This window comes from Pseudomonas sp. (genome assembly GCF_049653025.1).
In the GTDB taxonomy this organism is placed as follows: Bacteria; Pseudomonadota; Gammaproteobacteria; order Pseudomonadales; family Pseudomonadaceae; genus Aquipseudomonas.
The window spans coordinates 190,587-215,149 of sequence record NZ_JBASFM010000017.1 but is presented as its reverse complement, the minus strand read 5'-3'; the positions used below and the strand labels follow the sequence as shown (position 1 = coordinate 215,149).

At 63.5% G+C, this 24,563-nt stretch carries 26 protein-coding genes; 21 read left to right on the top strand and 5 right to left on the bottom strand.

Features of this window, described 5'->3' with window-relative positions:
- The first annotated feature begins 8 nt into the window (after window positions 1–8).
- The 13 genes from cobD to WBK23_RS14865 all read left to right on the top strand — a co-directional run bounded on the left by cobD (window position 9) and on the right by WBK23_RS14865 (window position 12,387).
- Window positions 9–1,001: a threonine-phosphate decarboxylase CobD gene (gene cobD, locus WBK23_RS14925; protein WP_424484781.1), complete on the top strand. Its 993-nt coding sequence runs from the start codon at window positions 9–11 to the stop codon at window positions 999–1,001.
- Window positions 998–2,446 carry a cobyric acid synthase gene (locus WBK23_RS14920; RefSeq protein WP_424484715.1) on the top strand — a complete coding sequence of 483 codons (1,449 nt, stop codon included), beginning with the start codon at window positions 998–1,000 and terminating at the stop codon, window positions 2,444–2,446. Before cobD ends, WBK23_RS14920 begins: the two co-directional genes overlap by 4 nt.
- Window positions 2,447–2,559: 113 nt before the next feature.
- On the top strand, window positions 2,560–3,081 hold the full coding sequence (gene cobU, locus WBK23_RS14915; protein ID WP_424484714.1) for a bifunctional adenosylcobinamide kinase/adenosylcobinamide-phosphate guanylyltransferase: 522 nt from the start codon (window positions 2,560–2,562) through the stop codon (window positions 3,079–3,081).
- Entirely contained in the window at window positions 3,078–4,133 is a 1,056-nt protein-coding gene (gene cobT, locus WBK23_RS14910; protein WP_424484713.1) for a nicotinate-nucleotide--dimethylbenzimidazole phosphoribosyltransferase, read from the top strand. The genes cobU and cobT overlap by 4 nt, the downstream gene beginning before the upstream one ends.
- The gene (gene cobC / locus WBK23_RS14905; RefSeq protein ID WP_424484712.1) at window positions 4,130–4,705 is read left to right on the top strand and encodes an alpha-ribazole phosphatase family protein; all 576 of its coding nucleotides are present in this window, start codon (window positions 4,130–4,132) and stop codon (window positions 4,703–4,705) included. Before cobT ends, cobC begins: the two co-directional genes overlap by 4 nt.
- A complete protein-coding gene (locus WBK23_RS14900; protein WP_424484711.1) occupies window positions 4,702–5,430 on the top strand; it encodes an adenosylcobinamide-GDP ribazoletransferase in 729 nt (242 codons plus the stop codon). The genes cobC and WBK23_RS14900 overlap by 4 nt, the downstream gene beginning before the upstream one ends.
- A gap of 37 nt (window positions 5,431–5,467) precedes the next feature.
- A complete protein-coding gene (locus WBK23_RS14895) occupies window positions 5,468–6,355 on the top strand; it encodes a hypothetical protein (RefSeq protein WP_424484710.1) in 888 nt (295 codons plus the stop codon).
- A 167-nt stretch (window positions 6,356–6,522) separates the two neighbouring features.
- Window positions 6,523–7,731 (top strand): MFS transporter, encoded by a 1,209-nt coding sequence (locus WBK23_RS14890; RefSeq protein WP_424484709.1) that lies wholly within the window; start codon window positions 6,523–6,525, stop codon window positions 7,729–7,731.
- Window positions 7,728–7,853, top strand: coding sequence for a hypothetical protein (locus WBK23_RS14885; RefSeq protein ID WP_424484708.1), 126 nt, complete (start codon window positions 7,728–7,730; stop codon window positions 7,851–7,853). The genes WBK23_RS14890 and WBK23_RS14885 overlap by 4 nt, the downstream gene beginning before the upstream one ends.
- Window positions 7,854–7,872: 19 nt before the next feature.
- A complete protein-coding gene (locus tag WBK23_RS14880) occupies window positions 7,873–8,427 on the top strand; it encodes a glutathione peroxidase (RefSeq protein ID WP_424484707.1) in 555 nt (184 codons plus the stop codon).
- 111 nt (window positions 8,428–8,538) lie between these two features.
- Window positions 8,539–9,465 carry an esterase/lipase family protein gene (locus tag WBK23_RS14875; RefSeq protein ID WP_424484706.1) on the top strand — a complete coding sequence of 309 codons (927 nt, stop codon included), beginning with the start codon at window positions 8,539–8,541 and terminating at the stop codon, window positions 9,463–9,465.
- A gap of 276 nt (window positions 9,466–9,741) precedes the next feature.
- A complete protein-coding gene (locus WBK23_RS14870; protein WP_424484705.1) occupies window positions 9,742–10,581 on the top strand; it encodes a lipase secretion chaperone in 840 nt (279 codons plus the stop codon).
- Window positions 10,582–10,608: 27 nt separating this feature from the next.
- Entirely contained in the window at window positions 10,609–12,387 is a 1,779-nt protein-coding gene (locus WBK23_RS14865; RefSeq protein ID WP_424484704.1) for a hybrid sensor histidine kinase/response regulator, read from the top strand.
- On the opposite strand, the gene WBK23_RS14860 is transcribed toward WBK23_RS14865, so the two are convergent.
- The 4 genes from WBK23_RS14860 to WBK23_RS14845 form a co-directional block, all read right to left on the bottom strand.
- A complete protein-coding gene (locus WBK23_RS14860) occupies window positions 12,356–12,973 on the bottom strand; it encodes a response regulator (RefSeq protein WP_424484703.1) in 618 nt (205 codons plus the stop codon). The genes WBK23_RS14865 and WBK23_RS14860 overlap by 32 nt on opposite strands.
- A gap of 70 nt (window positions 12,974–13,043) precedes the next feature.
- Window positions 13,044–14,309: an OmpP1/FadL family transporter gene (locus tag WBK23_RS14855; RefSeq protein WP_424484702.1), complete on the bottom strand. Its 1,266-nt coding sequence runs from the start codon at window positions 14,307–14,309 to the stop codon at window positions 13,044–13,046.
- A gap of 163 nt (window positions 14,310–14,472) precedes the next feature.
- Window positions 14,473–14,952 (bottom strand): hypothetical protein, encoded by a 480-nt coding sequence (locus tag WBK23_RS14850; protein WP_424484701.1) that lies wholly within the window; start codon window positions 14,950–14,952, stop codon window positions 14,473–14,475.
- A 253-nt stretch (window positions 14,953–15,205) separates the two neighbouring features.
- On the bottom strand, window positions 15,206–16,060 hold the full coding sequence (locus WBK23_RS14845; protein ID WP_424484700.1) for a sulfurtransferase: 855 nt from the start codon (window positions 16,058–16,060) through the stop codon (window positions 15,206–15,208).
- Window positions 16,061–16,225: 165 nt separating this feature from the next.
- Here WBK23_RS14845 and WBK23_RS14840 point away from each other — a divergent pair, with 165 nt between their 5' ends.
- Entirely contained in the window at window positions 16,226–16,909 is a 684-nt protein-coding gene (locus WBK23_RS14840; protein ID WP_424484699.1) for a spermidine synthase, read from the top strand.
- A 64-nt stretch (window positions 16,910–16,973) separates the two neighbouring features.
- On the opposite strand, the gene WBK23_RS14835 is transcribed toward WBK23_RS14840, so the two are convergent.
- Window positions 16,974–18,035: an SMP-30/gluconolactonase/LRE family protein gene (locus WBK23_RS14835; RefSeq protein WP_424484698.1), complete on the bottom strand. Its 1,062-nt coding sequence runs from the start codon at window positions 18,033–18,035 to the stop codon at window positions 16,974–16,976.
- Between the two features lie 147 nt (window positions 18,036–18,182).
- On the opposite strand from WBK23_RS14835, the gene rnd reads away from it, so the two are divergent.
- The 7 genes from rnd to aguA all read left to right on the top strand — a co-directional run bounded on the left by rnd (window position 18,183) and on the right by aguA (window position 24,562).
- Window positions 18,183–19,316: a ribonuclease D gene (gene rnd / locus WBK23_RS14830; RefSeq protein ID WP_424484697.1), complete on the top strand. Its 1,134-nt coding sequence runs from the start codon at window positions 18,183–18,185 to the stop codon at window positions 19,314–19,316.
- Window positions 19,313–19,606, top strand: a complete 294-nt coding sequence (locus WBK23_RS14825) for a YcgL domain-containing protein (protein WP_424484696.1) — start codon at window positions 19,313–19,315, stop codon at window positions 19,604–19,606. The genes rnd and WBK23_RS14825 overlap by 4 nt, the downstream gene beginning before the upstream one ends.
- 29 nt (window positions 19,607–19,635) lie before the next feature.
- Entirely contained in the window at window positions 19,636–20,568 is a 933-nt protein-coding gene (locus WBK23_RS14820; RefSeq protein WP_424484780.1) for a D-2-hydroxyacid dehydrogenase, read from the top strand.
- A gap of 84 nt (window positions 20,569–20,652) precedes the next feature.
- Entirely contained in the window at window positions 20,653–21,102 is a 450-nt protein-coding gene (locus WBK23_RS14815; protein WP_424484695.1) for a YcgN family cysteine cluster protein, read from the top strand.
- An 85-nt stretch (window positions 21,103–21,187) separates the two neighbouring features.
- Entirely contained in the window at window positions 21,188–22,414 is a 1,227-nt protein-coding gene (locus tag WBK23_RS14810; protein WP_424484694.1) for a hypothetical protein, read from the top strand.
- A 51-nt stretch (window positions 22,415–22,465) separates the two neighbouring features.
- Window positions 22,466–23,353 carry a LysR substrate-binding domain-containing protein gene (locus WBK23_RS14805; RefSeq protein WP_424484693.1) on the top strand — a complete coding sequence of 296 codons (888 nt, stop codon included), beginning with the start codon at window positions 22,466–22,468 and terminating at the stop codon, window positions 23,351–23,353.
- Between the two features lie 96 nt (window positions 23,354–23,449).
- Window positions 23,450–24,562 (top strand): agmatine deiminase, encoded by a 1,113-nt coding sequence (gene aguA, locus WBK23_RS14800; protein WP_424484692.1) that lies wholly within the window; start codon window positions 23,450–23,452, stop codon window positions 24,560–24,562.
- Window position 24,563: the final 1 nt, after the last annotated feature.

The window sequence follows — 24,563 nt, the reverse complement described above, 5'->3', positions numbered from 1 at the left end:
ACCTTCTTATGCTTGAGCACGGCGGGCGCTTGCGCGCGGCGTCTCTGCGTTATGGCATTGCCCTGGCGGATTGGCTGGACCTGTCCACCGGCATCGCGCCTTACGGTTGGCCGCTGCCGTCCATTCCGGCTGCGGCCTGGAACCGTCTGCCGGAGCAGGATGACGGCCTGGAAATCGCCGCTCGCGATTACTACGGGGTGGCCAACCTGCTGCCGGTGGCGGGCTCCCAGGCGGCGATCCAGGCGCTGCCGCGCTTGGTGCGCAATGCCACTGTCGGCATCGTTTCGCCGGCTTACGCCGAGCACGCCGCCGCCTGGCAGCGCGAAGGCCATCGTCTGCTGGAACTCAGTGAAGGCGGCGTCGAACGGGCGCTTGAACGCCTCGATGTGCTGCTGCTGGTCAACCCAAACAACCCAACCGGACGACGTATCGAGCCCCAGCGTCTGCTGGACTGGCACGCGCGTCTGGCCGAACGTGGCAGCTGGCTGGTGGTGGATGAGGCCTTTATCGATTGCACCCCTGAGTTCAGTTTGGCGGCTTTTAGCGACCGGCCAGGGCTGATCGTGCTGCGCTCGTTCGGCAAATTCTTCGGTCTGGCCGGCATTCGATTGGGCTTTGTTTTGGCCCAGCTGTCTGTGCTGGAGCAATTGGCTGAGCTGCTTGGTCCTTGGGCGATTAGCGGGCCAAGCCGGGTAGTGGCCACTGCGCTGCTGCAGGATCAGGTCGGCCAGCGTTTGCAGCGTGAACGACTGTTGGCCGATGGCGAACGGCTGGCTACGTTGCTCAGTGCGCAAGGTTTTGCACCGGCCGGTGGCTGTGCTCTGTTTCAGTTCTGCTGCACGCCTATTGCTGCCGAGCTGCACGAGTTTCTTGCCGCGCAAGGCATCCTCACTCGGCTGTTCGTCAGCCCGCTAAGCCTGCGTTTCGGGCTTCCGGCGGATGAAGCCGATTGGCAGCGTTTGCAGCAGGCCCTCGCAGCCTTTGCCAAGGAGTCGCAATGAGTACATTGATGGTCCAAGGCACCACCTCGGATGCAGGAAAAAGTACGCTGGTAACCGCGCTATGCCGCTGGCTTAAGCGCCAGGGCGTCAGCGTGGTGCCGTTTAAGCCGCAGAATATGGCGCTCAATAGTGCGGTGACTGCCGACGGCGGCGAAATCGGTCGCGCCCAGGCGGTTCAGGCTCAGGCCGCCGGGCTGGCTCCGCACACCGATATGAACCCGGTGTTGCTCAAGCCCAATAGCGACACCGGTGCCCAGGTGATTATTCACGGCCGTGCCCTTAGCTGCATGGATGCTGTGGCCTATCACGATTACAAGAAGGTGGCGCTGCAGGCGGTGCTGCAATCGCACCAGCGCCTGAGCGCCGCCTACCCGGTGGTGATGGTGGAGGGTGCGGGTTCGCCGGCTGAGATCAACCTGCGTGCCGGTGATATTGCCAATATGGGCTTTGCCGAAGCGGTGGACTGCCCGGTGATCCTGATTGCCGATATCGACAAGGGCGGCGTATTTGCCCATCTGGTCGGCACCCTGGCGTTGCTCTCCGAGAGCGAGCAGGCGCGGGTGCAGGGCTTTGTGATCAACCGCTTTCGCGGCGATATCGCCCTGTTGCAGCCGGGTCTGGACTGGCTGGAGCAGCGCACCGGCAAACCGGTGCTCGGCGTATTGCCCTACCTGATGGATTTCCACCTGGAAGCCGAGGACGCCATCGATATTCGCCAGAGCGCCAAGGTCGCCGAGCGGATCAAGGTGGTGGTGCCGGTGTTGCCACGCATCAGCAACCACACCGATTTCGATCCACTGCGCCTGCATCCTCAGGTCGAACTGACCTTTGTCGGTCCTGGTCAGGCGATCCCAGCCGCCGACCTGATTATCCTGCCCGGTTCGAAAAGCGTACGCGCCGATCTGGCTTTTCTGCGTCAGCAGGGCTGGCCGGCGGCCATCGCCAAGCACCTGCGTTATGGCGGCAAGCTGCTGGGTATCTGCGGTGGCTTGCAGATGCTCGGCACGCAGATCGACGACCCACATGGCCTGGAAGGTGCGGCGGGTTCTAGCCCAGGGCTGGGGCTGCTGGATTTCACTACCGTGCTGGAACCGGAGAAACAGCTGCGCAATGTGTGCGGCCGGCTGTGTCTGGAGGATGCGCCAGTTAGCGGTTATGAGATTCATGCTGGCGTCAGCACAGGCGAGGGCTTGAACGCGGCTGTGCGACTGGACGATGGCCGCGCCGATGGTGGTCTGAGCGCCGATGGCCAGGTGCTCGGCACCTATCTGCATGGTCTGTTTGAAAGCAGCGCAGCCTGTAGCGCCTTGCTGCGCTGGGCTGGCCTGCGCGAGGTGCAGCAGGTGGATTACCACGCCCTGCGTGAGCGCGATATCGAGCGTCTGGCCGATCTGGTCGAGGCGCATCTGGATACCGCGAAATTGCGGATGCTATGTGGCCTGTGACGCGCTTTTGTGGGAGGGGCTTTAGCCGCGAAATGGCTGACCCAGAAGTGTCGCGGCTAAAGCCCCTCCCACAGTAATCCTTCGTCACCCGTTGCAATGAGAAGGTTATCGATATGCATGAACTGATTCTCGGCGGTGCCCGTTCCGGCAAGAGCCGTCTGGCCGAGCGGCTGGCGGCCGAGTCCGGCCTGGCGGTGACTTATATCGCCACCAGCCAGCCTCTGGATGGTGAGATGAATACGCGTATTCAGCATCACCGCGAGCGTCGTCCGGCGCATTGGCGGCTGGTGGAGGAACCGCTCGTTCTGGCTCGGGTGCTGCGTGAGCAGGCCGCCGCGGATAAGTGCCTGCTGGTCGATTGCCTGACCCTGTGGCTGACCAATCTGTTAATGCTGGATAACCCGGCGCGCCTAAGCGCCGAGCGTGATGCGCTGCTGGACTGTGTGAGCGACCTGCCGGGGCGGATTATTCTGGTCAGCAATGAAACCGGCTTGGGCGTGGTGCCGCTGGGCGAGCTGACCCGCCGTTATGTCGACGAGGCGGGGTGGCTGCATCAGGCCCTGGCCGAGCGCTGTAATCGCGTGGTGTTTACCGTGGCGGGTCTGCCGATGGTGCTCAAAGGAGAGGCGTTATGAGTCTGCAATGGTGGCAACAGGGCTGTCAGCCGCTGGACCTGGTGGCGCGCAACAAGGCCCAGGCGCGTCAGCTCGAACTGACCAAACCGGCAGGCTCGCTGGGCCAGTTGGAGCAACTGGCGATTCGCCTGGCGGCCATGCAGGGCAGCCAGCGTCCAAGCATCGAGCAGCTGTGGATCAGTATTTTCGCCGGCGACCATGGCGTGGTCGCCGAAGGTGTATCGGCGTTTCCCCAGGCCGTCACCGGGCAGATGCTGCGCAATTTCGTCAGCGGCGGCGCGGCGATCAGTGTGTTGGCCAAACAGCTGGGCGCGACGCTTGAGGTGATCGACCTGGGCACCGCCGTGCCGCTGGAGCCGCTGCGCGGCGTGCGTCATCTGCATGTAGGGGCCGGCACGCAGAACTTCCTGCAGGGCCCGGCGATGACCACGGCGCAGCTGTATATCGCCCTGGAGGCCGGCCAGGCCAGCGTGCAGCGCGCCCGTGAGGCTGGCAGCCAGCTGTTTATCGGCGGCGAAATGGGCATCGGCAACACCACCGCCGCCACGGCCCTGGCCTGCTGGCTGCTGGAGTGCCCAGCACAGGAACTGGTCGGCCCCGGCACCGGTCTGGACAGCGTCGGCGTGGCGCATAAATCCAAGGTGATCGAGGCTGCCCTGGAGCTGCATCGCCCTGCGATCAGCGAGCCCATCGACACCTTGCAACGCCTCGGCGGCTTCGAGATTGCCGCGTTGACCGGGGCCTACCTGGCCTGTGCGCAGCAGGGCATTACTGCGCTGGTGGACGGTTTTATCTGCAGCGTTGCGGCGCTGCTGGCGGTCCGTCTGAACCCGGATTGCGCCGAGTGGCTGCTATTCGCCCACTGCGGTGCTGAGCCGGGCCATCGGCGCGTGCTCAAGGTGCTGCAAGCCGAGCCGCTGCTCGACCTTGGCCTGCGCCTGGGCGAGGGCAGTGGCGCGGCCTTGGCGGTGCCGCTGCTGCAACTGGCCTGCAGCCTGCACAACCAGATGGCCACCTTTGCCGAGGCAGCGGTGGCGGAGCGCCCGGCGTGAGGCTGCATCTGGAGTTGTTGCGCCACGGCGAAACCGAACTGGGTGGTGGCCTGCGCGGCAGCCTCGACGATGCCCTGACCGCCACCGGCTGGGCGCAGCTGCGTGCGGCAGTCGCCGACGGTAGCCGCTGGGATCGCGTGGTCAGTTCGCCCCTGCAGCGTTGTGCGCGCTTTGCCGAAGAGCTGGCGGCGCAGCATGACCTGCCGCTTAGCCTGGAGCCGGATCTGCAGGAACTGCATTTCGGGGCCTGGGAAGGCTGCAATACGGCTGAATTGATGCAGACCAGCGCCGAAGACCTCGGGCGCTTCTGGAGCGATCCCTACGGCTTTACCCCACCCGAAGGCGAGCCGCTGCTGGCGTTCGAGGCGCGGGTGCTGGGCGCTGTGCAGCGTTTGCAGGCGCTGCATGCCGGCGAGCGCTTGCTGCTGGTGACCCATGGTGGGGTGATCCGCCTGCTGCTGGCACGGGCGCGTGGCTTGCCGCGTAACGATCTGCTGCAGGTGCAGGTCGCGCATGCCCAGCGTTTTCAGCTCGGCCTGGATGAGCAGGGCCAGCTCTGGGAGCAGGTATGACCGCCTGGTGGATCGCGCTGCAGTTTCTGACGCGCTTACCGGTCCGCCTGGCTGGTATGCCAGCGCCGCAGCAGGTTGGCCGCTCGCTATTGTGGTACCCGTTGGTGGGCTTGCTGATCGGCCTGCTGCTGCTGCTCGCTGCGCAGCAACTGCTGGGCGATAGCGCGGTGCTGTTGCAGGCGGCGTTGTTGTTGGCGGTCTGGGTTGGCGTCAGTGGCGGCTTGCACCTGGACGGCCTGGCCGATAGCGCCGACGCCTGGGTCGGCGGTTTCGGCGACCGCGCACGCACCCTGGAAATCATGAAAGACCCGCGCAGCGGGCCGATCGCAGTGGTGGTGCTGGTGTTGCTGCTGTTGCTCAAGTTTGCCGCGCTGGTTGCCTTGCTGGAGAGCGGCTCCGGGTTGCTGTTGTTGCTGGTGCCCTGGCTGGCGCGTTGTCTGTTGCCGCTGCTGTTTCTGACCACGCCCTATGTGCGGGCCGGCGGCCTCGGTCAGGCCCTGGCCGAGCACCTGCCGCGCCGGCAGCTGCCCTGGGTGCTGGGTGCCAATGCGCTGGCCATGTTGCTGCTGGGCTGGCCGGCGCTGCTGGCCTTGCTGGTAGCCGGGGGCGTGTTTATCTGGCTGCGCAGCTTGATGCTCAAACGCCTGGGTGGCACCACCGGCGATACCGCCGGGGGGCTGCTGGAAATAGCCGAGTGCGCGGTGCTGGTGGCTCTGGCCTGCTAGCGTGTAAGGACAGCAAGACGTAGCAGGGATGTATATGGTGCGCAGGTCGTTTTACTCGACGCTGTTGGCGACGTTGCTCGGGGCCTTGCCCTGTGCCGGCGCATTGCAGGCCGAGGAGCTGGTGTGGGGTGTTGTGCCGCTCTCCGGAGCCGTCAATGTGCACGAGGGGCAGGTGGTTGGCGGGGTGCTGTTCGAGGCGATTCAGCTACTGGCTGCGCGCTTGCCCGAGCTGCAGATGCGTTATGAAGTATTACCCATGGCGCGCGTCGAACAGCGTATGGGCGAGCAGGATGAGATGTGCAGCAGTGGCCAGCTGCAAAGCCCCGAACGCGACCGGGTGGGCTATTTTGTGCCGTATTTGGTGTCTACGCCGATGCATGTGCTGGTGCGCGCACAGACGCGCGAGCAACTGCAGATCGAAGACGGTCAGGTCAGCCTTGGCTGGTTGCTCGATAATCCCTATCTGCGCGGAGCTGTGGCCACGAATCGGGTGTATCCGCCGGATATCCGCGAGCAGTTGCTGCAAGCGCATGCCGAGGGCCGTATTGCCCAGCTCGGCGGCAGCCTGGCGGGGGAGAACCTGCTGCTGATGGTCAGCCATCGACGCTTGGATTACGTCTTCGATTACCCAGTCATCTACACCGAGGTCAGTCGTCATTTCAGCTTGAGTGATGCGCTGGTCAGCGTGCCATTGCGCGAGAGTTCGCAGTTGGTGAGCGTGGGCATTTATTGTTCGCGCAACGAGTGGGGGGCGCGCATGGCCAAGCGCCTCGACCAGGCCGTGCGCGAAGTGGCGGCGGCACCGGCAAGCTACTTGGCGCTGTACCAGCGCTGGTTACCGCCCGAGGTGTTCGCCCATTACCGTGAGCAATTGCTGCAGTACTTCGCGCAACGCGCCAGTGCGCCGCCGCTGTTATTCGAATAGCAGGCTGTTAGCCGATGGTCGGCTTGTCGGCATGACCAACTCAGGGTGCAATCTGTAGCACTGCATTGCCGAACAGCTGTAGCTGTTACCTGAGCGGGTAGCGGTATATACCTGCGCCATATTGCCGATTTCTCGATAAGCGGGTCGTTACCCGTAAAGGACAACCTATGACTTCGTTATGGCGCACCAGTGGTTGGTTATTGCTGGGCGCATCGCTGGTCCTGGCGCTGTCGCTGGGCATTCGCCATGGTTTTGGCCTGTTCCTGCCGCCGATGAGCGCCGAGTTCGGCTGGGGGCGTGAGGTGTTCGCCTTCGCCATTGCCTTGCAGAATCTGATCTGGGGTCTGACTCAGCCCTTTACCGGCGCGCTGGCTGATCGTTTTGGCGCCAAACGTACGGTGATTGTTGGCGGCATTCTGTATGCCATTGGCCTCGGCTGCATGGGCCTGGCCGATTCGCCGATGAGTCTGTCGCTGAGCGCCGGGCTGCTGATCGGTATTGGTTTGTCCGGCACCTCGTTCTCGGTGATTCTCGGTGCAGTGGGCCGCGCTGTGCCGATGGAAAAACGCAGCATGGCCATGGGTATCGCGGCGGCGGCGGGGTCCTTTGGCCAGTTCGTTATGCTCCCCGGCACCCTGGGCCTGCTTAGCTGGCTCGGTTGGTCTGTGGCGCTGATGGCCCTGGGCCTGCTGGTGGCGCTGATCATACCGTTGGCGGCAATGCTCAAGGACACGCCTCTGCGGCTTACCGGCCAGGAGCAGACCCTCGGTGAAGCGCTGCGCGAGGCTTGCAGTCATTCCGGTTTCTGGCTGTTGGCATTGGGCTTTTTTGTTTGCGGCTTTCAGGTGGTGTTTATCGGCGTGCATTTGCCGGCCTACCTGGTCGATCAGCATCTGCCCGCCCTGGTCGGCACCACGGTGCTGGCGCTGGTAGGCCTGTTCAATATCTTTGGCACCTATATCGCTGGCTGGCTGGGTGGGCGGATGTCTAAACCGCGTCTGCTCAGCGCTTTGTATCTGGCGCGTGCGGTGGTGATTGTGGCGTTTCTTATGACGCCGCTGACGGTGTGGAGCGCCTATGCCTTCGGCGTGGCCATGGGCCTGTTGTGGTTGTCGACGGTGCCGCTGACCAATGGCACGGTGGCGACCCTGTTCGGCGTGCGCAACCTGTCGATGTTGGGTGGCATTGTGTTTCTGTTCCATCAGCTGGGGGCTTTTCTCGGCGGCTGGATGGGCGGCTATCTGTATGACCATACCGGCAGTTATGATCTGGTCTGGCAGATTGCCGTACTACTCAGCCTGCTGGCCGCGGCGCTGAACTGGCCGGTGCGCGAGCTGCCCGTGGCACGCTTGCAACAACAGGAGGTGAATGCATGAATACTGACTATGGCTGGAGCACTGCGCTGGTAATGGGCGGTATGTTGGCCCTGGGGCTGGCCTGGTGGGGCTGGCTGCAAAGTGGGATGGCGTTTTTGCAGCTGGGTTTGGGCGTTTGCTGATTTCATCAAGGTGATGCGTATGTGGCGTTTTTCCCTGCTGGTTGTCGTCCTGTTAAGCGCTTGGGTGAGCCCGACCCAGGCGGCGGAATGCCCGGCCTTGTTACAGGGCGAGGTACAGAAGCTGCGTAGCGAGGAGCGTATCGACCTGTGCGCGCAGTTCGCCGGCAAGCCTCTGCTGGTGATCAATACCGCCAGCTTCTGTGGCTTCACCCCGCAGTTCAAAGGCCTTGAGGCGCTCTACCAGCGTTACCAGGCGCAGGGCCTGCAGGTGCTTGGCGTGCCCTCCGATGATTTTCGCCAGGAGGCCGACAGCAGCGAAGAGACCGCCAAGGTCTGCTACGTCAACTACGGGGTGACCTTCCCCATGAGCGAAACCCAGGCCGTCAGCGGTGCGCAGGCCATCCCGTTGTTCAAGGCGCTGGCGGCGCAAAGCCAGCCACCGCGCTGGAACTTCTTCAAATATGTGGTCGACGCCCAGGGCAAGGTGCTGGCCAGTTTTCCCAGCAGCACCATGCCCGATGATCCCAAGCTGATTGCCGCCATCGAGCAGGCCATCGCTTCGCAAATGCAGTAGGCATTGGCCTCACCCATCTGGGCGATGGGCCGTGCTGTACCACCTCCTTACTATGTGCGCACGCCGGACGCAGTCTCCCGGCGTGCCAACAAGAAAAATAAGGAGGCACCCATGCGTCGCGTTATTTCCACTGCTCTAGCTGCCGCAGCCCTGATCGGCGCGGTTGAGGCCCAGGCCAACTACACCCAGACCAAATACCCGATCGTGCTGGTACACGGCGTGACCGGCTTCGACACCATCGGCGGTCTGATCAACTACTTCCACACCATTCCCTGGAACCTCGAGCGCGATGGGGCCAAGGTCTATGTCGCCAGCGTTTCGGCACTCAATGACAGCGAGCAGCGTGGTGCCTCTCTGGCCCAGCAGATCGTGCCGTGGGCCGGTGCCAATGGCGGCAAGGTCAACCTGATCGGCCACAGCCAGGGTTCGCCGACCTCGCGGGTCGCGGCCTCGCTTCGCCCTGATCTGGTGGCCTCGGTGACCTCGATCAACGGCGTCAACAAAGGCTCGAAAGTGGCGGATGTGCTGCGTGGGGTGATCCCGCCCAACAGCGCCATCGAAGGCGGTGCCAATGGCCTGGCCAATGCACTGGGTGCGGTGATCAACCTGCTGTCCGGCAGCAGCAACCCGCAGAGCGGTATCGATGCGCTGAAGACCCTGACCACCGCCGGTACCACCGCGCTGAACGGTCGCCATCCGTGGGGCGTCAACAGCAGCAGCTACTGCGCCAAGTCCACCGAAGTGCATAACGTGCGTGGCCACAACATTCGCTACTTCTCCTGGACCGGTAACGCGGCCTACACCAACGTGCTGGATGCGGTCGACCCGTTCCTGGCGATCACCGGCCTGGCGTTTGGCAGCGAGAAGAACGATGGCCTGGTCGGCGTCTGCTCGACCTATCTGGGGCAGGTCATCGGCGATAACTACAACATGAACCACGTCGATGCGATCAACCACCTGTTCGGCATTCGTGGCTGGACCGAGCCGGTGTCGCTGTACCGCCAGCATGCCAACCGCCTGAAAAACAAAGGCGTCTGACCGTTGCACCAGCGGGCTGCGCCATGCAGCCCGCATTCTGGAGGTCATATGGGCCTGTCATTGCGTTCAACTGTTCCTGTTCTGTTACTGGTCGGCAGCGTTGCCGGCCTTACGCTTTATTGGCAGTGGCCAGCCGCTGCTGTAGCCGTCGTGCCTACTGTGGTTGCCGCTACGGCCCCGCTCGCCGTTGCGCCGAGCTCGCTGCTGCCAGCAGTAAAACCAGGCCCAGCATCTACTCGCGCACCTGCGCAACTGCCCGTTTTGCAGGGCACGGAAGTGGATGGCGAGCTGAAAGTCGACCATGCCGGCAACTTGCAACTGAGCCTGGGATTACGTGATTACCTCGATTACTTCCTCAGCGCGGCCGATCAATCCGGGCTGGATGCCGCAGTGGCGGCCATGCTGGCCGATGCCGGTGGGCGCTTGCAGGAGCCGGCACTGGGCCAGTTTATCGGCCTGCTCGGCGACTATATGGATTACAAGCGCGCCAGCATGGCGCTGCTGCAGCAACCCTTGAGCAGTGCTCAGCAAAGTACGCCGGATGGGCAACTGGCCGCCTTGCAGCGGGCCTTCGAGCAGTTGGCTCAGCTGCGTCGCACGCACTTTTCCAGTGCGGCAAGCGAAGCCTTGTTCGGTGCAGAAGAGGCCTACGGCCGTTACACCTTGGATAACCTGACGTTGATGGCCCGTACGGACTTGAGCGAGCAGGACAAAGCCCTGGCCCAGGAGCGTTTGCGCGCGCAACTGCCCGAGGCCATGCGCGCCAGCGAAGAACGCCAAGCCCAGGCGCAGACCCAGCAGGTGCAGAGCGCGAAGCTGTGGCAGGAGGGGGCCAGCGAGGAGCAGGTGCGCCAGTTCCTTGCCTTGACCTATGATCCGCCCACGGTCGAGCGCCTGCTTAGTGAGCATCGCAGCGAACGGGCCTGGCAACAGCGCTATGCCGCCTATCAACAGGAACTCGCCAGCTTGCAGGGTAATGGTTTGAGCCCTGCGGATCGGCTGGCCGAGCAGCAGCGTTTGCGTCAGCGTTTATTCAATGCCGAAGATCGCCACCGGGTGGAGACCTATGACGCCATTGCCGCCAAGCAGCAGGACAGCCAGTCCCCCGAGTTGTAGTGCCAGACCCCAGTGGCAGGGGCGGCCATGAGCCTCGAACAGCAGGAGGCGCTGCTGTTGCTGCAACAGCGCCGCGGTTACCGCAGCCTGCGTTTCAGCGCTGGCCTGGAGAGCGGGTTTGTCGAGCACCGAGTGCAGCGCATTCGCCGTCGTCTGCTGCTGATCATCAGCACCGCGGTGCTCTTTCAGCTGGTCTATTGCGCGCTGGATCTGTGGGTGCTGCCGTTGCCTGTCAGCCTGATCTCGCTGCCGTTGCGCGTGCTGGGAATACTCGGCGCACTGCTGGCCTTCTTCTATTGTCGCCGCCCCCAGAGTCCGGCGCGTCTGAGCCTGCTGGCCTATGTGGCCGCCTATGCCCTCAACGGCGTTTGCGTGACGGTGATCATTCACCTGTGCTGGAGCCAGGGCGTGGCCATGCCCTACGACGGGCTGTTTCTGGTGCTGCTGTTTGGCTATGTGCTGCTGGGGGTGTCGTTTCGCGCGGTTAGCCTGGCGTCCTGGGGCGTGTGTGGGCTGTTTCTGCTGCTCGGCCTTTGGCTCAGTGGCGGCAGCGTGGCGCTGGGCTACCAGAGCCTGTTCCTGTGCTGCGCCAACCTGATCGGCAGTGTCGGGGCCTACCTGCAAGAGCATGGCCAGCGCGGGGCCTGGCTCAACCTGCGCTTGCTCGACCTGGCCCGCCTGCGCGCCGAAGCCGATGACGCGCGCAAGCTGCGCCTGCTCGCCGCCGCCAGCCATGACCTGCGCCAGCCGTTGAATGCCATGGGCCTGTACGCCCAGCACCTGTTGGAGCAGAACCAAGACCCTGGCGTACACCGCATCAGCAGCCGCCTGGCGGTGGCGGTCGAGCAGCTCAGCCGCTTGTTGCAATCGCTGTTTGACTACACCCGCTTGACCCTGCCTGGCGGGGTGCAGGCCAAGCCGCAGGTATTTGCCTTGCGCCCGTTATTGGCGCGCCTGACCGGCGAGACCCGCAGCGAGGCCGAGGCCCAGGGCGTTGAGCTGCAACTGCAATGCGCCGAGCTCTGGGTGCGCAGCGATCCACTGTTGCTGGAGCGCGTGCTGCGCAATCTGCTGAGTAATGCGCTGCGCCATGCCCAGGCGCAGCGCGTGTGGTTGCACGCCCACGTTGAGTCGGATGGCGTGCGCCTGGAGGTCGGCGATGACGGCCAGGGCCTGAGCGAGACCGAGCAGGCGCAGGTGTTCGAGGAATTCCGCCAGCTGGATAACCCTGGGCGCAATGCCGAACGCGGTTTGGGCTTGGGTCTGGCCATCGTCCAGCAGCTGGCGCAGCTGCTCGGGCATCCGCTGCGATTGGATTCCAGCCCAGGGGCCGGTGCGCGCTTTATCCTGCAACTGCCGCTGGCCGAGGCCGGCGAATGGCAAGCGCCCGCGGCGGTTGCCACGGCATTGAGTGGGCGGGTCTTGTTGCTAGAAGACGATGCGGCCGGCCGTGAAGCGTTGTCCGGTTTGCTGCAACGCTGGGGTTGCGAGGTCTGGGCGTGCGCCGATCTGCCGGCGGCCTTGCAGTGCCTGGCCGAGGCGCAGCCGCAGGTGCTGATCAGTGATTACCGCCTGGCGGCCACCGAGGATGGTTTGCGCGCCCTCGAGCGCCTGCGTGAAGAGGCCGGACGGATGTTGCCGGCACTGCTGGTGACCGCCGATATCAGCGCCGATATCCAGGAGCGCTGCACCCGCGCGCATGTCACCTTGCTTGGTAAGCCGCTGCTGCCGGCCCGTCTGCGTCAGGCCCTGGCGGTGCTGTTGCCGGCGGAGGCTAGAGCCAACCCCGTTGCCGCGCCGCACTGACGCAGGCCGTTCTAGTGTGGACGGCGAACTCCTGAAACAGTGATTTCAGGTGAGTTTTCACCGTGTCTTCGGAGACCCCGAGCTGACGGCTGATCGACTTGTTCGGCAGGCCTTCGGCCAGCAGCTGGAGGATTTCCATCTGCCGCGGGGTGAGTTGTGGTTTGTCGCCAGCCTGCGGCGCGGGCAGGGTTTCCCCCAACAATACGCGGGTCACCGCCTGGCGCAGTTCATCGCTATTGGCACTTTTCGGGATAAAACCCAGCGCGCCGGCTGCCAGTGCGGCCTGGGCGTCCAGATTGGAATCGCTGGCGCTGAGGATCGCCACCGGGGTCATGCGACCTTGCTGTTGCCAGCGTTGCAGCAACTCCAAGCCCGGCACATCGGGCAGGCGCAGGTCGAGCAGAATCAGGTCGACATCACCGGCTTGCAGGCAGGCTTCGGCGGCCGCGGCGGTTTCTGCGGTGTGGATTATCAGGTTGGGGCAAAGCGGGGCGAGGGCCAGGCTGAGGCCGTCGAGAAAGATCCGGTGGTCATCCACCAGCAACAGGCTGAGCTGTTCGGGCAAGGCTGTGCAGAGTGCAGTCATAAGGGCTGTCTCAGGCGGCATTATTGTTCTTGTGAGCGCCGCGCGAGTGTAACCCAAACCGCTGGCTGATTTAGAAGCGGTACGTCACTTGTGCGCCCAGGCCGTGGGCGGTGTTTTTGTAGGTGGCGCTGTAGGCACCCTTACTGGCGCTGACGTGGTCGATCTGGGTGTCGTCTTCCTTGAGATAGGAGTAAGCCAGGTCGATGGTCATGTCCGCGTTCGGGCTCCAGGCCGCTCCCAGGCTGAAGATATTGCGGTCACCGGTGGGGATGCGTGGCGAACGGTCGGCATTGTTGGTTGGCGACTGGTCGACCGCGACACCGGCACGCAGCGTCCATTGCGGGTTCAATGCATAGGCCAGGCCCAGGGCGTGGGCCCAGGTGTCGTGCCAGTTCTGTGGCTCCGCGATGCTGCTGAGGCTTCCCGCCAGCAAACCACCCACTCCTCGGTTCTCTGCGCGGATTTCCTCCAGACGGCTCCAGCGTGTCCAGGAGCTGCCGGCATACAGGTTCCAGTTGGCATCCAGTGCGTGGGTCACGGAGAAGTCCACCGATTCTGGCGTGGTCAGCTCCAGGGAGGCGTCGTAGGTACCGGCAGAAGAGCCAATCACAAAGCCTGGGCCGGAAACCTGAGTGTCGCCTTTCAGGCGGTAATCCACCTTGGAGTGGTAGGTCAGGCCGAAACGGGTTTGTGGGGTAACTTCAAACAGCACGCCCAGGTTGTAGCCCAGCGCGGTGTCATCGCCCTTGATTTTGACCTTGCCGTCCGCTGCTCCGGGTAGCGGATTCTTGATGGCCGAAGTCAGCTCGCCATCGATACGGTTGATGGTCGGGCCGAAGCCGATCGACAGCTGCTCGTTGAAGCGGTAGCTCAGGGTCGGTTGCAGGGTGATCACCCGCACTTCGCTGCGGTCGCCGTAATAGCGGCCCTGGAAGTCGCTTTCGTAATCGGTGACCAGCCCGAATGGCACATACAGGCCGAGGCCGAAGCTCCAGTTGTCGTCCAGCGGTTTGACGTAATAGGCCATGGGCGCACCGATAAACGGCACCATGTCGCCGTCGTTGCTACCGGCGAAAGAGCCGCTGGCGTTATCGATTTCGGTCTGCGCGTAAATCAGTGAGACACCGCCGCTGACTTGCTCGCGCTTGAGGCGTGCCATACCGGCGGGGTTGCCGAAAACCGTGCTGGCATCGTCGGCAGACGACGAGCGGCCGGCATAGGCAGTACCCATATTGCTGACGCTTTGTTCATTGATGGCAAAACCACCGGCCAGGCTCTGCAGGGAGGCGGCAGAAATGGCCAAGGCCAGGCTGGTCTTGAGGACGCGCTTAGTCACGGGGGACTCCTAGGTTGAGCGGGGGGGCGGAAACTAACAAGTTTCCGCAAGCCCTGCCAAGCCTTTGAAGTGTCCGGAATAGAGCGGTTTTATCCTTTAACTGGCGGCTATTTTCTGCTAACTGCTGCTAAGTTGTCGGACAATGACCTGCGCCGAACAGGTCTCAGGCGACCTGGCTGAGTTTGCCAATGCAGCGCTGCCAGGCGGCAATAAAGTCGCGGGGGCGGCCGTGGGGTTTGAATACCCTGCGCCAGATATGCGCCATGCCGAGCAGGTCATCGGCGGCCGGTAACTCGCTGTGATCAGCTTCGATCAGCATCCAGGCAATCGCCGTGGCGTAGCGCAGGTTGACGGTCAGCTCCAGGTGCGGCGCGGCGAGGAAGGCATGCTGGCTGGCGAGGCCGCGCACCTGGCTGGCAAGCTCTGGATCGAGGGCCAGGTGCTGATCCCAGAGTTGTTGATGGCGCTGCGCGGCAATGCGGTAGAGGCCATGGCCGTGTTTGTCATCGAGCACCGAGCCGAGCCCGGATTGGCTGGCCGCCGCGCCCAGCAACAGGGCTTCGGCGGCGATGGAGTGACGCCCAAGGTAGAGCAGGGTAGGGCGGATGACGTACTGGCTTAACTCGCAGGCGGCAATTCCCATATAGCCCTCGGCGAAAAGTGGCCGGTGGGGCCGGGGCGCTGGCAGCTTCGACTTGTTCTGATAAAGGCCCCACCGGAAGCGGGGTTAGCCGCTCATGTTGAAGTGTAGTGCGACCTTTCTACTGTAAAGGGCTGTTTTTAAATTGTTTTCCGCTTTCGGTTATTGTCTATATTCCAGTTGGTACTTAAGCGCGACACACGTTGTGTGGCGCGCCAACCGCGTAACGTCAGCCATTTTTCCAATGGTGTTGGCGTTAGTCGCCGGTCGCTACTGGCCGCGCAGGGTCGGTGATCCACTCGCTCCAGGAGCCGGCGTAGAGCGGTGCCAGCGCATAGCCGGCGAGGCACAGGGCGAACAGGTTGTGGCAGGCTGTCACCCCTGAGCCGCAATAGGCGACCAGCCCGCTGGCCGGGCGCTCAGCGAGTTGCGCGGCAAAGCGCTGGCGCAGCAGGGCGGCATCGAGGAAGTAGCCGTCGCTGTCGAGGTTGTCGGTGAACACGGCGCAGCGCGCGCCAGGAATATGCCCGGCTACCGGATCAAGCGGCTCGACCTCGCCGCGAAAACGCGGCAAGGCGCGAGCATCGAGCAGAGTCAGTTGGCTATCGGCCAGGCGCTGTTGCAGCTGTGCGGCGCTGACCAGCAGGCTGGCATCGGCACTGCCATTGAAGTGGCCGCTGCGTGTAGGTGGCTGCGCATGGGTCAACTCGCCACCGGCGGCGCGCCAGGCCTTCAGGCCGCCATCGAGCAGGTAGACATCGCTGCGTTTGCCCAGCCAGGCCAGCAGCCACCAGGCGCGCGCGGCAAAAGCGCCGGGACCGTCGTCATACAGCACCACCATGCTGTCATCCTCCAGGCCCCAGTCGCGCAAACGCTGCAACAGCAATGCGGGATCGGGCAGTGGATGGCGGCCGGTGACGTCTTTAGTGATTGGCCCCGAGAGGTCGCGCTCAAGATCGGCAAATTGCGCGCCTGGGATATGCCCCTCGCCATAGCTGCGCTGGCCATAGGCCGGGTCATCCAGGGCGAAACGGCAATCGAGCAGAAGCAGGTTCGGTTGGGCGAGACGCTGCTGCAGTTGCGCGGCGCTGATCAATTGAGCGATGGGCATGCCGGTCATCCTGTGGGCAAAGGGGCAGCTGGCATCATAAACCCAGTGCGGCGGCTGCCGGAAAGTGCCGCGCAGAAGAATTTTCTGTCGACAGGGCGCTGCATCTTTGCGCGTTTGTGTGCATGCTGCCTGCCCGTTTTTCCATGACTCAGGCTGCTGCGACCGATGAAGCGTTTTGTACTGCTCGATACCGCTCCGATTCCCGATGGTTCGGGCGCGCTGTGCCTGTTCGAGTACGGCGAGGATTTCGTCATCAAGATCGCCGGCGGCGACGGTGGCCAGCTGATGAACACGCGTATGCATGGCTCCGAAGATGCCCTGGCGGCGATTCCCTGCAAGAAGGTCGCCGGCCGCCCGGACTCCCGCGTTTTGATCGGCGGTCTGGGCATGGGCTTTACCCTGGCGGCGGCGCTACAGAACCTGGGCAAGACCGCCGAAGTGGAAGTGGCCGAGCTGGTGCCAGGGGTGGTGGAGTGGAACCGCGGGCCGTTGGGGGCCAAGGCCGGTTACCCGATCCTCGATCCGCGTACGCGGGTGATTCAGGACGATGTGGCCAACTGCCTGAAGAACGCCGATCAGCGTTATGACGCGATCATGCTCGACGTCGACAACGGCCCCGAAGGTCTGACTCAGAAGCGTAATAGCTGGTTGTATTCGGCGCAGGGCCTACAGCGCTGCCACCAGGCGTTGCGCAACAAGGGCGTGCTGGCGGTGTGGTCGGCCAGTGCTGACCGGCAGTTTTCCGAGAAAATCCGCAAGGCCGGTTTCAAAGTCGAGGAAGTGCAGGTGTATGCCCATGGCAACAAGGGCACCCGGCACACCATCTGGATCGCCGAGAAGCTCAAGTAGGCGAATGCCGAAGATTAAAAAGCCCGCAACCTGATCAGGTGGCGGGCTTTTTTGTGCAGGCGGTTTAGCGAATTTTCAGCTTACCGATCCGGTCATTATCCAGGCTGCCAAGATATAGGTAGTCGCCCACTGGTTTGGCCGAGGTGATCATGCGCAGGTGGGTGCCGCTGGTGTCGTGCAGGCTCTGGGTGATTTCGCCTTGTTCGTTGACGGCGATGGCAAAACCATAGGCCACGGCCTTGGGCCACAACGCGCGCGGCAGTTTGGCCATCTGCGCTTTCAGCCACGGCTGACGGTGGAGAAAGTCTGCGTCGGTGTTGCGCGGCGTTGGCAGGGCGACCCAGAAGGTGCCGTTGCGATCGCCCTGCAGGTTGTCCGGCAGCCCCGGCAGGTTATCGATAAAGATGTCATGTGTGCCAGCCTTGTCGCCGCTCAGCCAGTAGCGGGTGATGCGATAGCGGTAGGTTTCGTTGACCAGCACGAAGTCCTCGGCGGCCGACAGCGCCACGCCATTGGCAAAGTACAGGTCCTTGAGCAGTACCTTGGTTTCGCCGCTGCTTGGGTTGTAGCTGAGCAGGCGGCCATGCGGGCGGGCTTCGAGCAGGTCGAGCAGGTAATCCGGTTGCTCGAAGCGGGCGGAGGCATCGCTGAAGTAGATGGTGCCGTCGCGGGCGATATCCAGGTCATCGGTAAACTTGAAGGGCACGCCTTCGGCTTCGCTGGTCAGCACCTTGATCTGCCCTTGGGCATTGACGCTGAGCAAGCCCTTGTAGGCGTCGGCGACGATCAGGTTGCCGCCGGCATCGAAGTCCATGCCCAGCGGGCGACCTTGAGTATCGGCAAAGGTCTCGACACTGCCGTCGGCCTTGATCCGCACGATGCGGCCGTCATGCAGGCCGCTGTACACCTGGCCTTGGGCGTCCACGGCGCTGTCTTCCGGGCCATGCACCTGGCCACGGCCGAGCAGTTCGGCCTTCATCAGGGTGTCGTTGGGCTCCAGCACGCCGGTCATCGGCGGGATAGCCGGGGCTTCCCAGGCCAGTGGGTCGATCGGGCTGGGGGTGATGGTCAGGTAGATCGCGACAGCCGCGACCAGGGCCAGAAGCAGGCCAAGCAGTTTCTTCATTAGTTGTTATTCCCTGTGCTGAAGGTAAGCGAATGCAAGCGCCGGTCAGATTACAGGGTTCATTCGCATCTGTGAGCCCATGGCGGGAAATGCCCGGCACCGTGCCTGGGCATATATACTGCGCGGCATTCTTGATGGGAGAGCCGCGTGGCTATTGAAATTCACTGGATTGGTGACAATGCCAGCCTGGCGCAAAAATGCAGCGAGTGGCGGCAACTGTCGTTCGTGGCAGTCGACACCGAATTTATGCGGGTCGATACCTTCTACCCGATTGCCGGTTTGCTGCAGGTCAGCGAAGGCGAGCGGGCTTATCTGATCGATCCGCTGCTGATCAGCGATTGGACGGCCTTTGCCGATTTGTTGCAGGACTCGGCTGTGGTCAAAGTGCTGCATGCCTGCAGCGAAGACCTCGAAGTGTTTCTACGCCTGACCGGCAGCCTGCCCACGCCGTTGTTCGACACTCAGCTGGCCGCCGGCTACCTCAATCTCGGTTTCTCCATGGGCTATTCGCGCCTGGTGCAGGCGGTGCTGAATATCGAGCTACCCAAGGGCGAAACCCGTTCCGACTGGCTGCAGCGCCCGCTGTCGGCAACCCAGGTCAGCTACGCGGCAGAAGACGTGCTGCATCTGGCGGAGGTCTATGCGGTGCTGAAGGCGCAGCTCAGTGAGGAGAAATACCGCTGGGTGCTGGACGACGGTGCCGAGCTGGTGGCCAACCTCAGCCGTGAGGTCGACCCAGAGCTGGCCTACCGCGAGGCCAAGCTGGCGTGGAAACTGTCGCGCCAGCAGCTTGCTGTGTTGAAGGCTCTATGTACCTGGCGTGAAGGCCAGGCGCGCAAGCGCAACCAGCCGCGTAACCGAATTATTCGCGAGCATTCGCTGTGGCCGCTGGCCCGCACCCAGCCGGATAATCTGGTGGCTCTGGCGCGGATCGAGGACATGCACCCGAAAACCGTGCGCCAGGACGGCGAGTTTATTCTGCAGCTGATCAAGCAGGCCGCAGCCAGCCCGGCTGAAAGCTGGCCGCCCGCGCTGCCTGAGCCCTTGCCGCTGGAAGCTGCCACGCTGCTGAAGCAGCTGCGGGTTATCGGCCAGCGTGAGGGCGAGCGGCTGAACATCGCCCCAGAGCTGATGCTGCGCAAGAAAACCCTCGAAGCCCTGCTGAAAACCGGCTACCCCAAGGGGCCGTACCAGCTGCCGGAGTCGCTGCGCGGCTGGCGGCGTGAATTGATGGGCCAGGCCTTGCTAGATTGCCTGGCTGCTACCGGAGAGTCCGCGTGAAACGTATTTGTTCGATCTACAAAAGCCCGCGTAAAAACGAAATGTACCTGTACGTGCTGCGCAGCGATGGCCTCAAGCGCGTGCCGGAAAACCTGCTGCTGGCCTTCGGCACGCCGACCCTGGCCTTCGAGATGGTGCTGACCCCCGAGCGCGTTTTGGCTCGCGAGGACATCCACAAGGTGCTGGCCAACCTCGACGAGCAGGGCTACCACCTGCAGATGCCGCCACCCGAGGATGAATATATCGAGCACCTGCCGGATGAATTGCTGCGTCGCAACGACCCGATGTAAGCGCCATGCACACCACTGTGAAGGCTCCGCTGCGTGTGTTGCTTGCTGAAGCCGAGCACGCTCTGTATGCCGAGTTGCTGCGCCAGCAGGCCCCCGAACTTGAACTGTTTGGCAGCGATCAGCCGGCCCGGTTGGCCGAATACGCCGCGGGCTGCCCGATCTGGCTGGGTCAGCCGGATCTGCTCGCGCCGCTGCTGCGCCAAGGGGTTAAACCGCAGTGGCTGCAATCGACCTGGGCCGGGATTACGCCGCTCTTGGCCAGCGGGCTGCCGACGGATTACCTGTTGACCCGCGCAGTGGGCATCTTCGGCCAGGTGATGGCCGAGTATGTGCTGTGCCATCTGCTGGCCCATGAACGGCAACTGTTCGCGGCCCTGGCGGCACAGGTCGAGCAACGCTGGGACAACCGCCGGCCGCACAGCCTGGCTGGGCGCAAGGTGTTGATCGTCGGCACGGGCGATATCGGGCTGAGTGTGGCGCAATTTCTCGCACCGTTTGGCGTTGAGTTGCTGGGGGTTGCCAGCAGCCCGCGGCAGCTGCCGCCGTTTCGTCAGGTTTTAGGGCTGGATGACCTGCCTAGCCTGGCGGGCGAGGCCGATTACCTGATCAACCTGCTGCCGGATACGCCCGCCACTCGCGATATCTACGATGCTGCGTTGTTTGCCCAGCTCAAGCCGAGCGCGCTGTTTATCAATGCTGGGCGCGGCGTCGCGGTGGTGGATGCCGACTTGGTCGCGGCGCTGGAGCAAAGTCACTTGGCTGGCGCGGTGATCGACGTCTGCCGTGAGGAGCCTTTGCCAACAGGTCACCCATTCTGGAGCGCTCCACGCTTGCTGCTGACCGGGCACAGCTCTGCGCCTACTGAGCCGCGTCTGTTGGTGCAGCTGTTTCTCGATAATCTGGCGCGCTGGCAGGGCGGTGATGAGCTGCGCGGGCCAGTGGATTTTGCCCGTGGTTATTAATTGACCATTCGGCATGCCGGCCTTGGCCGCTGCTGGCCTAGCCGCTAGACTGCCGGCCTTTTCACCAGTCACCGTACCCCCGCCATGGCCGCCAAAGTCGAACCCTTCTGGAAACGCAAAACCCTCGATCAGCTGAATCAGGACGAGTGGGAGTCGCTGTGCGATGGCTGTGGCCTGTGCTGCCTGCAGAAACTTGAGGATGAGGAGGATGGCAGCGTCTATTACACGCGCATTGCCTGCAAGCTGCTGGACCTGAAGACCTGCCGGTGCACCGACTACAGCAACCGGCGCAAATTCGTCGCCGACTGCATCCAGCTCACGCCGGCCCAGGCCGACCAATTCCAGTGGCTGCCACCGACCTGCGCCTATCGCCTGGTCAGTGAGGGTAAGGACCTGCTGCTCTGGCATCACCTGGTCTGTGGCGATCCCGAGCAGGTGCACAAGCAGCGTATCTCCCAGGCCGGGCGCATGCTCAGCGAAAACAGCGTGGCCGAGGATGAGTGGGAAGATCACATGATTTTCCGCGCCGGCTAAGCGGTTCTGCATCCAGTTTGAACCTTGCCCGGCAACACCAGCCTAAACTCGTCTGGATCAATGACTGCCTCATGGAGCTTTTCTTATGCTGATTCGCCGTCTGTTGCTGGCTACCGCCTTGCTGAGCCTGAGTACGCCGCTGTGGGCGCAGAAGGTCAATCTGGACTATCAGGTGCGTTTTCTGCCGGACAGCGACCAGGCCGAAGTCAGCCTGACCCTGGCCGATGGCGCGCCGGTGATCAGCCTGGCGTTCAACCTGGGCGAGCAGGGCGTGTACAGCGACTTCAGCGCTGACGGCCTATGGAGCCAGAAAACCCCGCAACTCGGGGTGTGGCAGCCGGGCAAGGGCAAGTCCACGCTCAGCTACCGCGTGCGCATCAACCATGAGCGCAGCGAAGGCCGCTTCGATGCACGCATGACCGAGGACTGGGCGCTGTTGCGTGGCGACGACCTGGTGCCGGCGGTGAAGCTGCGCCAGCAAGACAAAACCGTGCTGGTGTCGCGCCTGCAGTTCGATCTGCCCAAGGGCTGGAAGGCCGTGGAAACTGGCTGGCCGCGCATCGGCAAGAACAAGTTTCGCATCGACAACCCGCAGCGCAAATTTGACCGCCCGACTGGCTGGATAGTCGCTGGCAAGATCGGCACGCGCCGCGCCAAGCTGGGCGAAACTGATGTGGCCATCGCCGCGCCGGTGGGTGAGGGCATGCGCCGCATGGACGTGATGACCCTGCTGACCTTTATCTGGCCCCACGCCCAGGACGTGTTCCCGCGTGACCCGGGCAAGCTGTTGATTGTCGGTGCCGGCGATCCCATGTGGCGCGGCGGCCTGTCGGCAGCCAACTCCTACTACATGCATTCCGAACGACCGCTGGTCAGCGAGAATGGCACCAGCTCCCTGGTGCACGAACTGGTGCATGTGTTCAGCCGGATCAAGGCGCGTGATCGCAGCGACTGGATCACCGAAGGCCTGGCCGAGTATTACGCCATCGAGCTGATGCGCCGCGCCGGTGGCTTGAGCGAAGAGCGCTATCAGAAAATCCGCGAACAGCTGATCGGCTGGAGCAAGCCGGTGAAAAGCCTGCGCACCAGTTACTCGAGCGGCCCGGTAACCGCCCGCGCGGTGTTGTTGTTGCAGGAGCTGGACCGGGAAATTCGCCAGGCCACCAAGGGCACCACTCAACCGCGCTCGCTGGATGACGTGACCCGCGGCCTGATGCGCCTGGATAAAGCCAGCAGCAAGGACTTTATCGAGATCAGCGAAAGCGTCATGGGTGGCGCGTCCAAGGTGCTGGACACCCCGCTGTTGCGCTGAGCGTCGCCCTGAGCAAGCATGGCGGCGCCATTGCTGATCAGGAAACCCTGCATGCGCCGTCTGCCTTCTCTTACCGCGTTGCGCACCTTCGAGTGCGCCGCCCGCCATGCCCACTTTGGCCGCGCGGCCGCCGAACTGTGCGTTACCGACAGCGCAGTCAGCCACCAGATCCGCCAGCTCGAAGAGCAACTCGGCACACCGCTGTTCCAGCGTGATGGTCGCCAGGTGCGCCCCACGCCGCAGGCCAAGCGCCTGTTGCGCAGCCTGCAGCAGGCCTTCGAACTGATCGGCGAGGCTTGCGATGAGCTGCGTGACCCCGGTTCGCAAGCGCAACTGCGCATTGCGGTGACCGCCGAGCTGGCGCAGAAGTGGCTGATCGGCCGCCTGGCGGATTTCAGCGAGCGCTACCCGCAGATCACCCTGCACCTTTACGAACAACCGCTGGAGGCGACCCAGCCAGGCGAAGAGATTGACCTGGCGATCACCTATGGCACCGGCCCAGCGGATGGCAGCGCCTACTTCGTGCGGCCGCTGCCGACTTTGCTGTTCTTTCCGGTATGCAGCCCGAGCCTGTTCAACCAGCTGCCGCTCAAGCACCCGCGTGATCTGGCCCGCCACTGCCTGCTGCACGACGACCAGGACGGCAAGACCTGGACCGCCTGGCTGACCACCCACGCTGGCGATATCCAGCCGCAACGTCATCTCTACCTCGGCCATGCCGGGCTGACCATGGAGGCCGCGGCGCGGGGGCAGGGCGTAGCCATCGGCGACAACCTGACCAGCGCCGAGGACCTGGCCAGCGGCCGCCTGGTGCGCCCATTCGCCGCCAGCGTGGCCTCGCTCGGGCAATACGCGCTGGTCTGCGAGCGGCTGCGTCTGGACAAGCCAGCGGTGGCGCAGTTCGTTGAATGGTTCACTGATCAGCTGATCGACCTGTGAATTGAATTCAGCTATCCCGCGATAATGGTCATTGGTCGCGGGCGCTCTGCCGCGGGTACTGTCGAGCTATTCCTCAGCCACGACGAGTACCTAGCAATGGCCCGTTCCCTGACTTCTCTCCCCAAAGCCGACGGCTTCCGCCTGCCCGGCGAATTCGAACCCAAAGCGCGTTGCTGGCTCGGCTGGCCGGAGCGCACCGATGTGTGGCGCAACGGCGCCAAGCCGGCGCAAAAGGTCTGGGTCGATATCGTCACGGCTATCGCCAGCAGCGAGCCGGTCACCGTGTGCGCCTCGGCCAATCAGTACGCCAACGCCCGTCGCCAGTTGCCGGCCCATGTACGAGTGGTGGAGATGACCTGCAACGACACCTGGTTCCGCGACAGCGGCCCGGCCTTCCTGGTCAATGACGACAGCGGTGAAGTGCGCGGCGTGGACTTCGAGTTCAACGCCTACGGCGGTCTCGACGGCGGCTTGTACTACCCGTGGGACAAGGACGACCAGATCGCGCAGAAGATCCTCGAGATCGAAGGTTTTGATCGCTACCGCGCACCCTTTATCGCCGAGATGGGCGGCATCCAGACCGATGGCCAGCGCACCCTGCTGACCACCGAGCAGTGCCTGCTCAACCGCAACCGCAACGCCCATCTGGGCAAGGACGAGATGACCCGCCGGCTCAGCGACTACTTGGGCGCCGAGCAGGTGATCTGGCTGCCGCGCGGCTGCAAGTTCGATGAAACCGACGGCCATATCGACGACCTGGCCTGCTTCGTACGCCCCGGTGTGGTGGTGCAGCAGTGGACCGACGACCGCTCAGATCCGCAGTGGGAAATCTACCAGGAGGCCTACGACATCCTGCGCAGCACCCGCGACGCCCAGGGCCGCGAACTGGAGGTGCACAAGCTGCCGCAACCTCGGGTGCTCGAGTGGACGGCAGAGGAGGCCGAAGGCCTGGACCAGGACGACGCCACCCACACCCGCCAGGCCGGCACGCAGATCTGCGCCTCGTACATCAATTACTACGCCGGCAACTCGGCCATCGTCGTGCCGTTGTTTAACGACCCCTGTGACCGCGTGGCCCAGGCCACCCTGGCCGAGCTGTTCCCCAAACACCGGATTATCGGCATCGAGAATTCGCGGGAAATCCTCCTGGGTGGCGGCAACGTCGCCTGCATCACCATGCCGCAATACGCCGCGCCCAAGCGCGCCTAGG

What these genes read in the sequence shown, in the direction of transcription:
- cobD (WP_424484781.1), top strand. Translation starts at nt 9, where the DNA reads ATGCTTGAGCACGGCGGGCGCTTGCGCGCGGCGTCTCTGCGTTATGGC.
- WBK23_RS14920 (WP_424484715.1), top strand. Translation starts at nt 998, where the DNA reads ATGAGTACATTGATGGTCCAAGGCACCACCTCGGATGCAGGAAAAAGT.
- cobU (WP_424484714.1), top strand. Translation starts at nt 2,560, where the DNA reads ATGCATGAACTGATTCTCGGCGGTGCCCGTTCCGGCAAGAGCCGTCTG.
- cobT (WP_424484713.1), top strand. Translation starts at nt 3,078, where the DNA reads ATGAGTCTGCAATGGTGGCAACAGGGCTGTCAGCCGCTGGACCTGGTG.
- WBK23_RS14900 (WP_424484711.1), top strand. Translation starts at nt 4,702, where the DNA reads ATGACCGCCTGGTGGATCGCGCTGCAGTTTCTGACGCGCTTACCGGTC.
- WBK23_RS14890 (WP_424484709.1), top strand. Translation starts at nt 6,523, where the DNA reads ATGACTTCGTTATGGCGCACCAGTGGTTGGTTATTGCTGGGCGCATCG.
- WBK23_RS14885 (WP_424484708.1), top strand. Translation starts at nt 7,728, where the DNA reads ATGAATACTGACTATGGCTGGAGCACTGCGCTGGTAATGGGCGGTATG.
- WBK23_RS14880 (WP_424484707.1), top strand. Translation starts at nt 7,873, where the DNA reads ATGTGGCGTTTTTCCCTGCTGGTTGTCGTCCTGTTAAGCGCTTGGGTG.
- WBK23_RS14875 (WP_424484706.1), top strand. Translation starts at nt 8,539, where the DNA reads ATGCGTCGCGTTATTTCCACTGCTCTAGCTGCCGCAGCCCTGATCGGC.
- WBK23_RS14865 (WP_424484704.1), top strand. Translation starts at nt 10,609, where the DNA reads ATGAGCCTCGAACAGCAGGAGGCGCTGCTGTTGCTGCAACAGCGCCGC.
- WBK23_RS14860 (WP_424484703.1), bottom strand. Translation starts at nt 12,973, where the DNA reads ATGACTGCACTCTGCACAGCCTTGCCCGAACAGCTCAGCCTGTTGCTG.
- WBK23_RS14850 (WP_424484701.1), bottom strand. Translation starts at nt 14,952, where the DNA reads ATGGGAATTGCCGCCTGCGAGTTAAGCCAGTACGTCATCCGCCCTACC.
- WBK23_RS14845 (WP_424484700.1), bottom strand. Translation starts at nt 16,060, where the DNA reads ATGCCCATCGCTCAATTGATCAGCGCCGCGCAACTGCAGCAGCGTCTC.
- WBK23_RS14840 (WP_424484699.1), top strand. Translation starts at nt 16,226, where the DNA reads ATGAAGCGTTTTGTACTGCTCGATACCGCTCCGATTCCCGATGGTTCG.
- WBK23_RS14835 (WP_424484698.1), bottom strand. Translation starts at nt 18,035, where the DNA reads ATGAAGAAACTGCTTGGCCTGCTTCTGGCCCTGGTCGCGGCTGTCGCG.
- WBK23_RS14815 (WP_424484695.1), top strand. Translation starts at nt 20,653, where the DNA reads ATGGCCGCCAAAGTCGAACCCTTCTGGAAACGCAAAACCCTCGATCAG.
- WBK23_RS14810 (WP_424484694.1), top strand. Translation starts at nt 21,188, where the DNA reads ATGCTGATTCGCCGTCTGTTGCTGGCTACCGCCTTGCTGAGCCTGAGT.
- WBK23_RS14805 (WP_424484693.1), top strand. Translation starts at nt 22,466, where the DNA reads ATGCGCCGTCTGCCTTCTCTTACCGCGTTGCGCACCTTCGAGTGCGCC.
- aguA (WP_424484692.1), top strand. Translation starts at nt 23,450, where the DNA reads ATGGCCCGTTCCCTGACTTCTCTCCCCAAAGCCGACGGCTTCCGCCTG.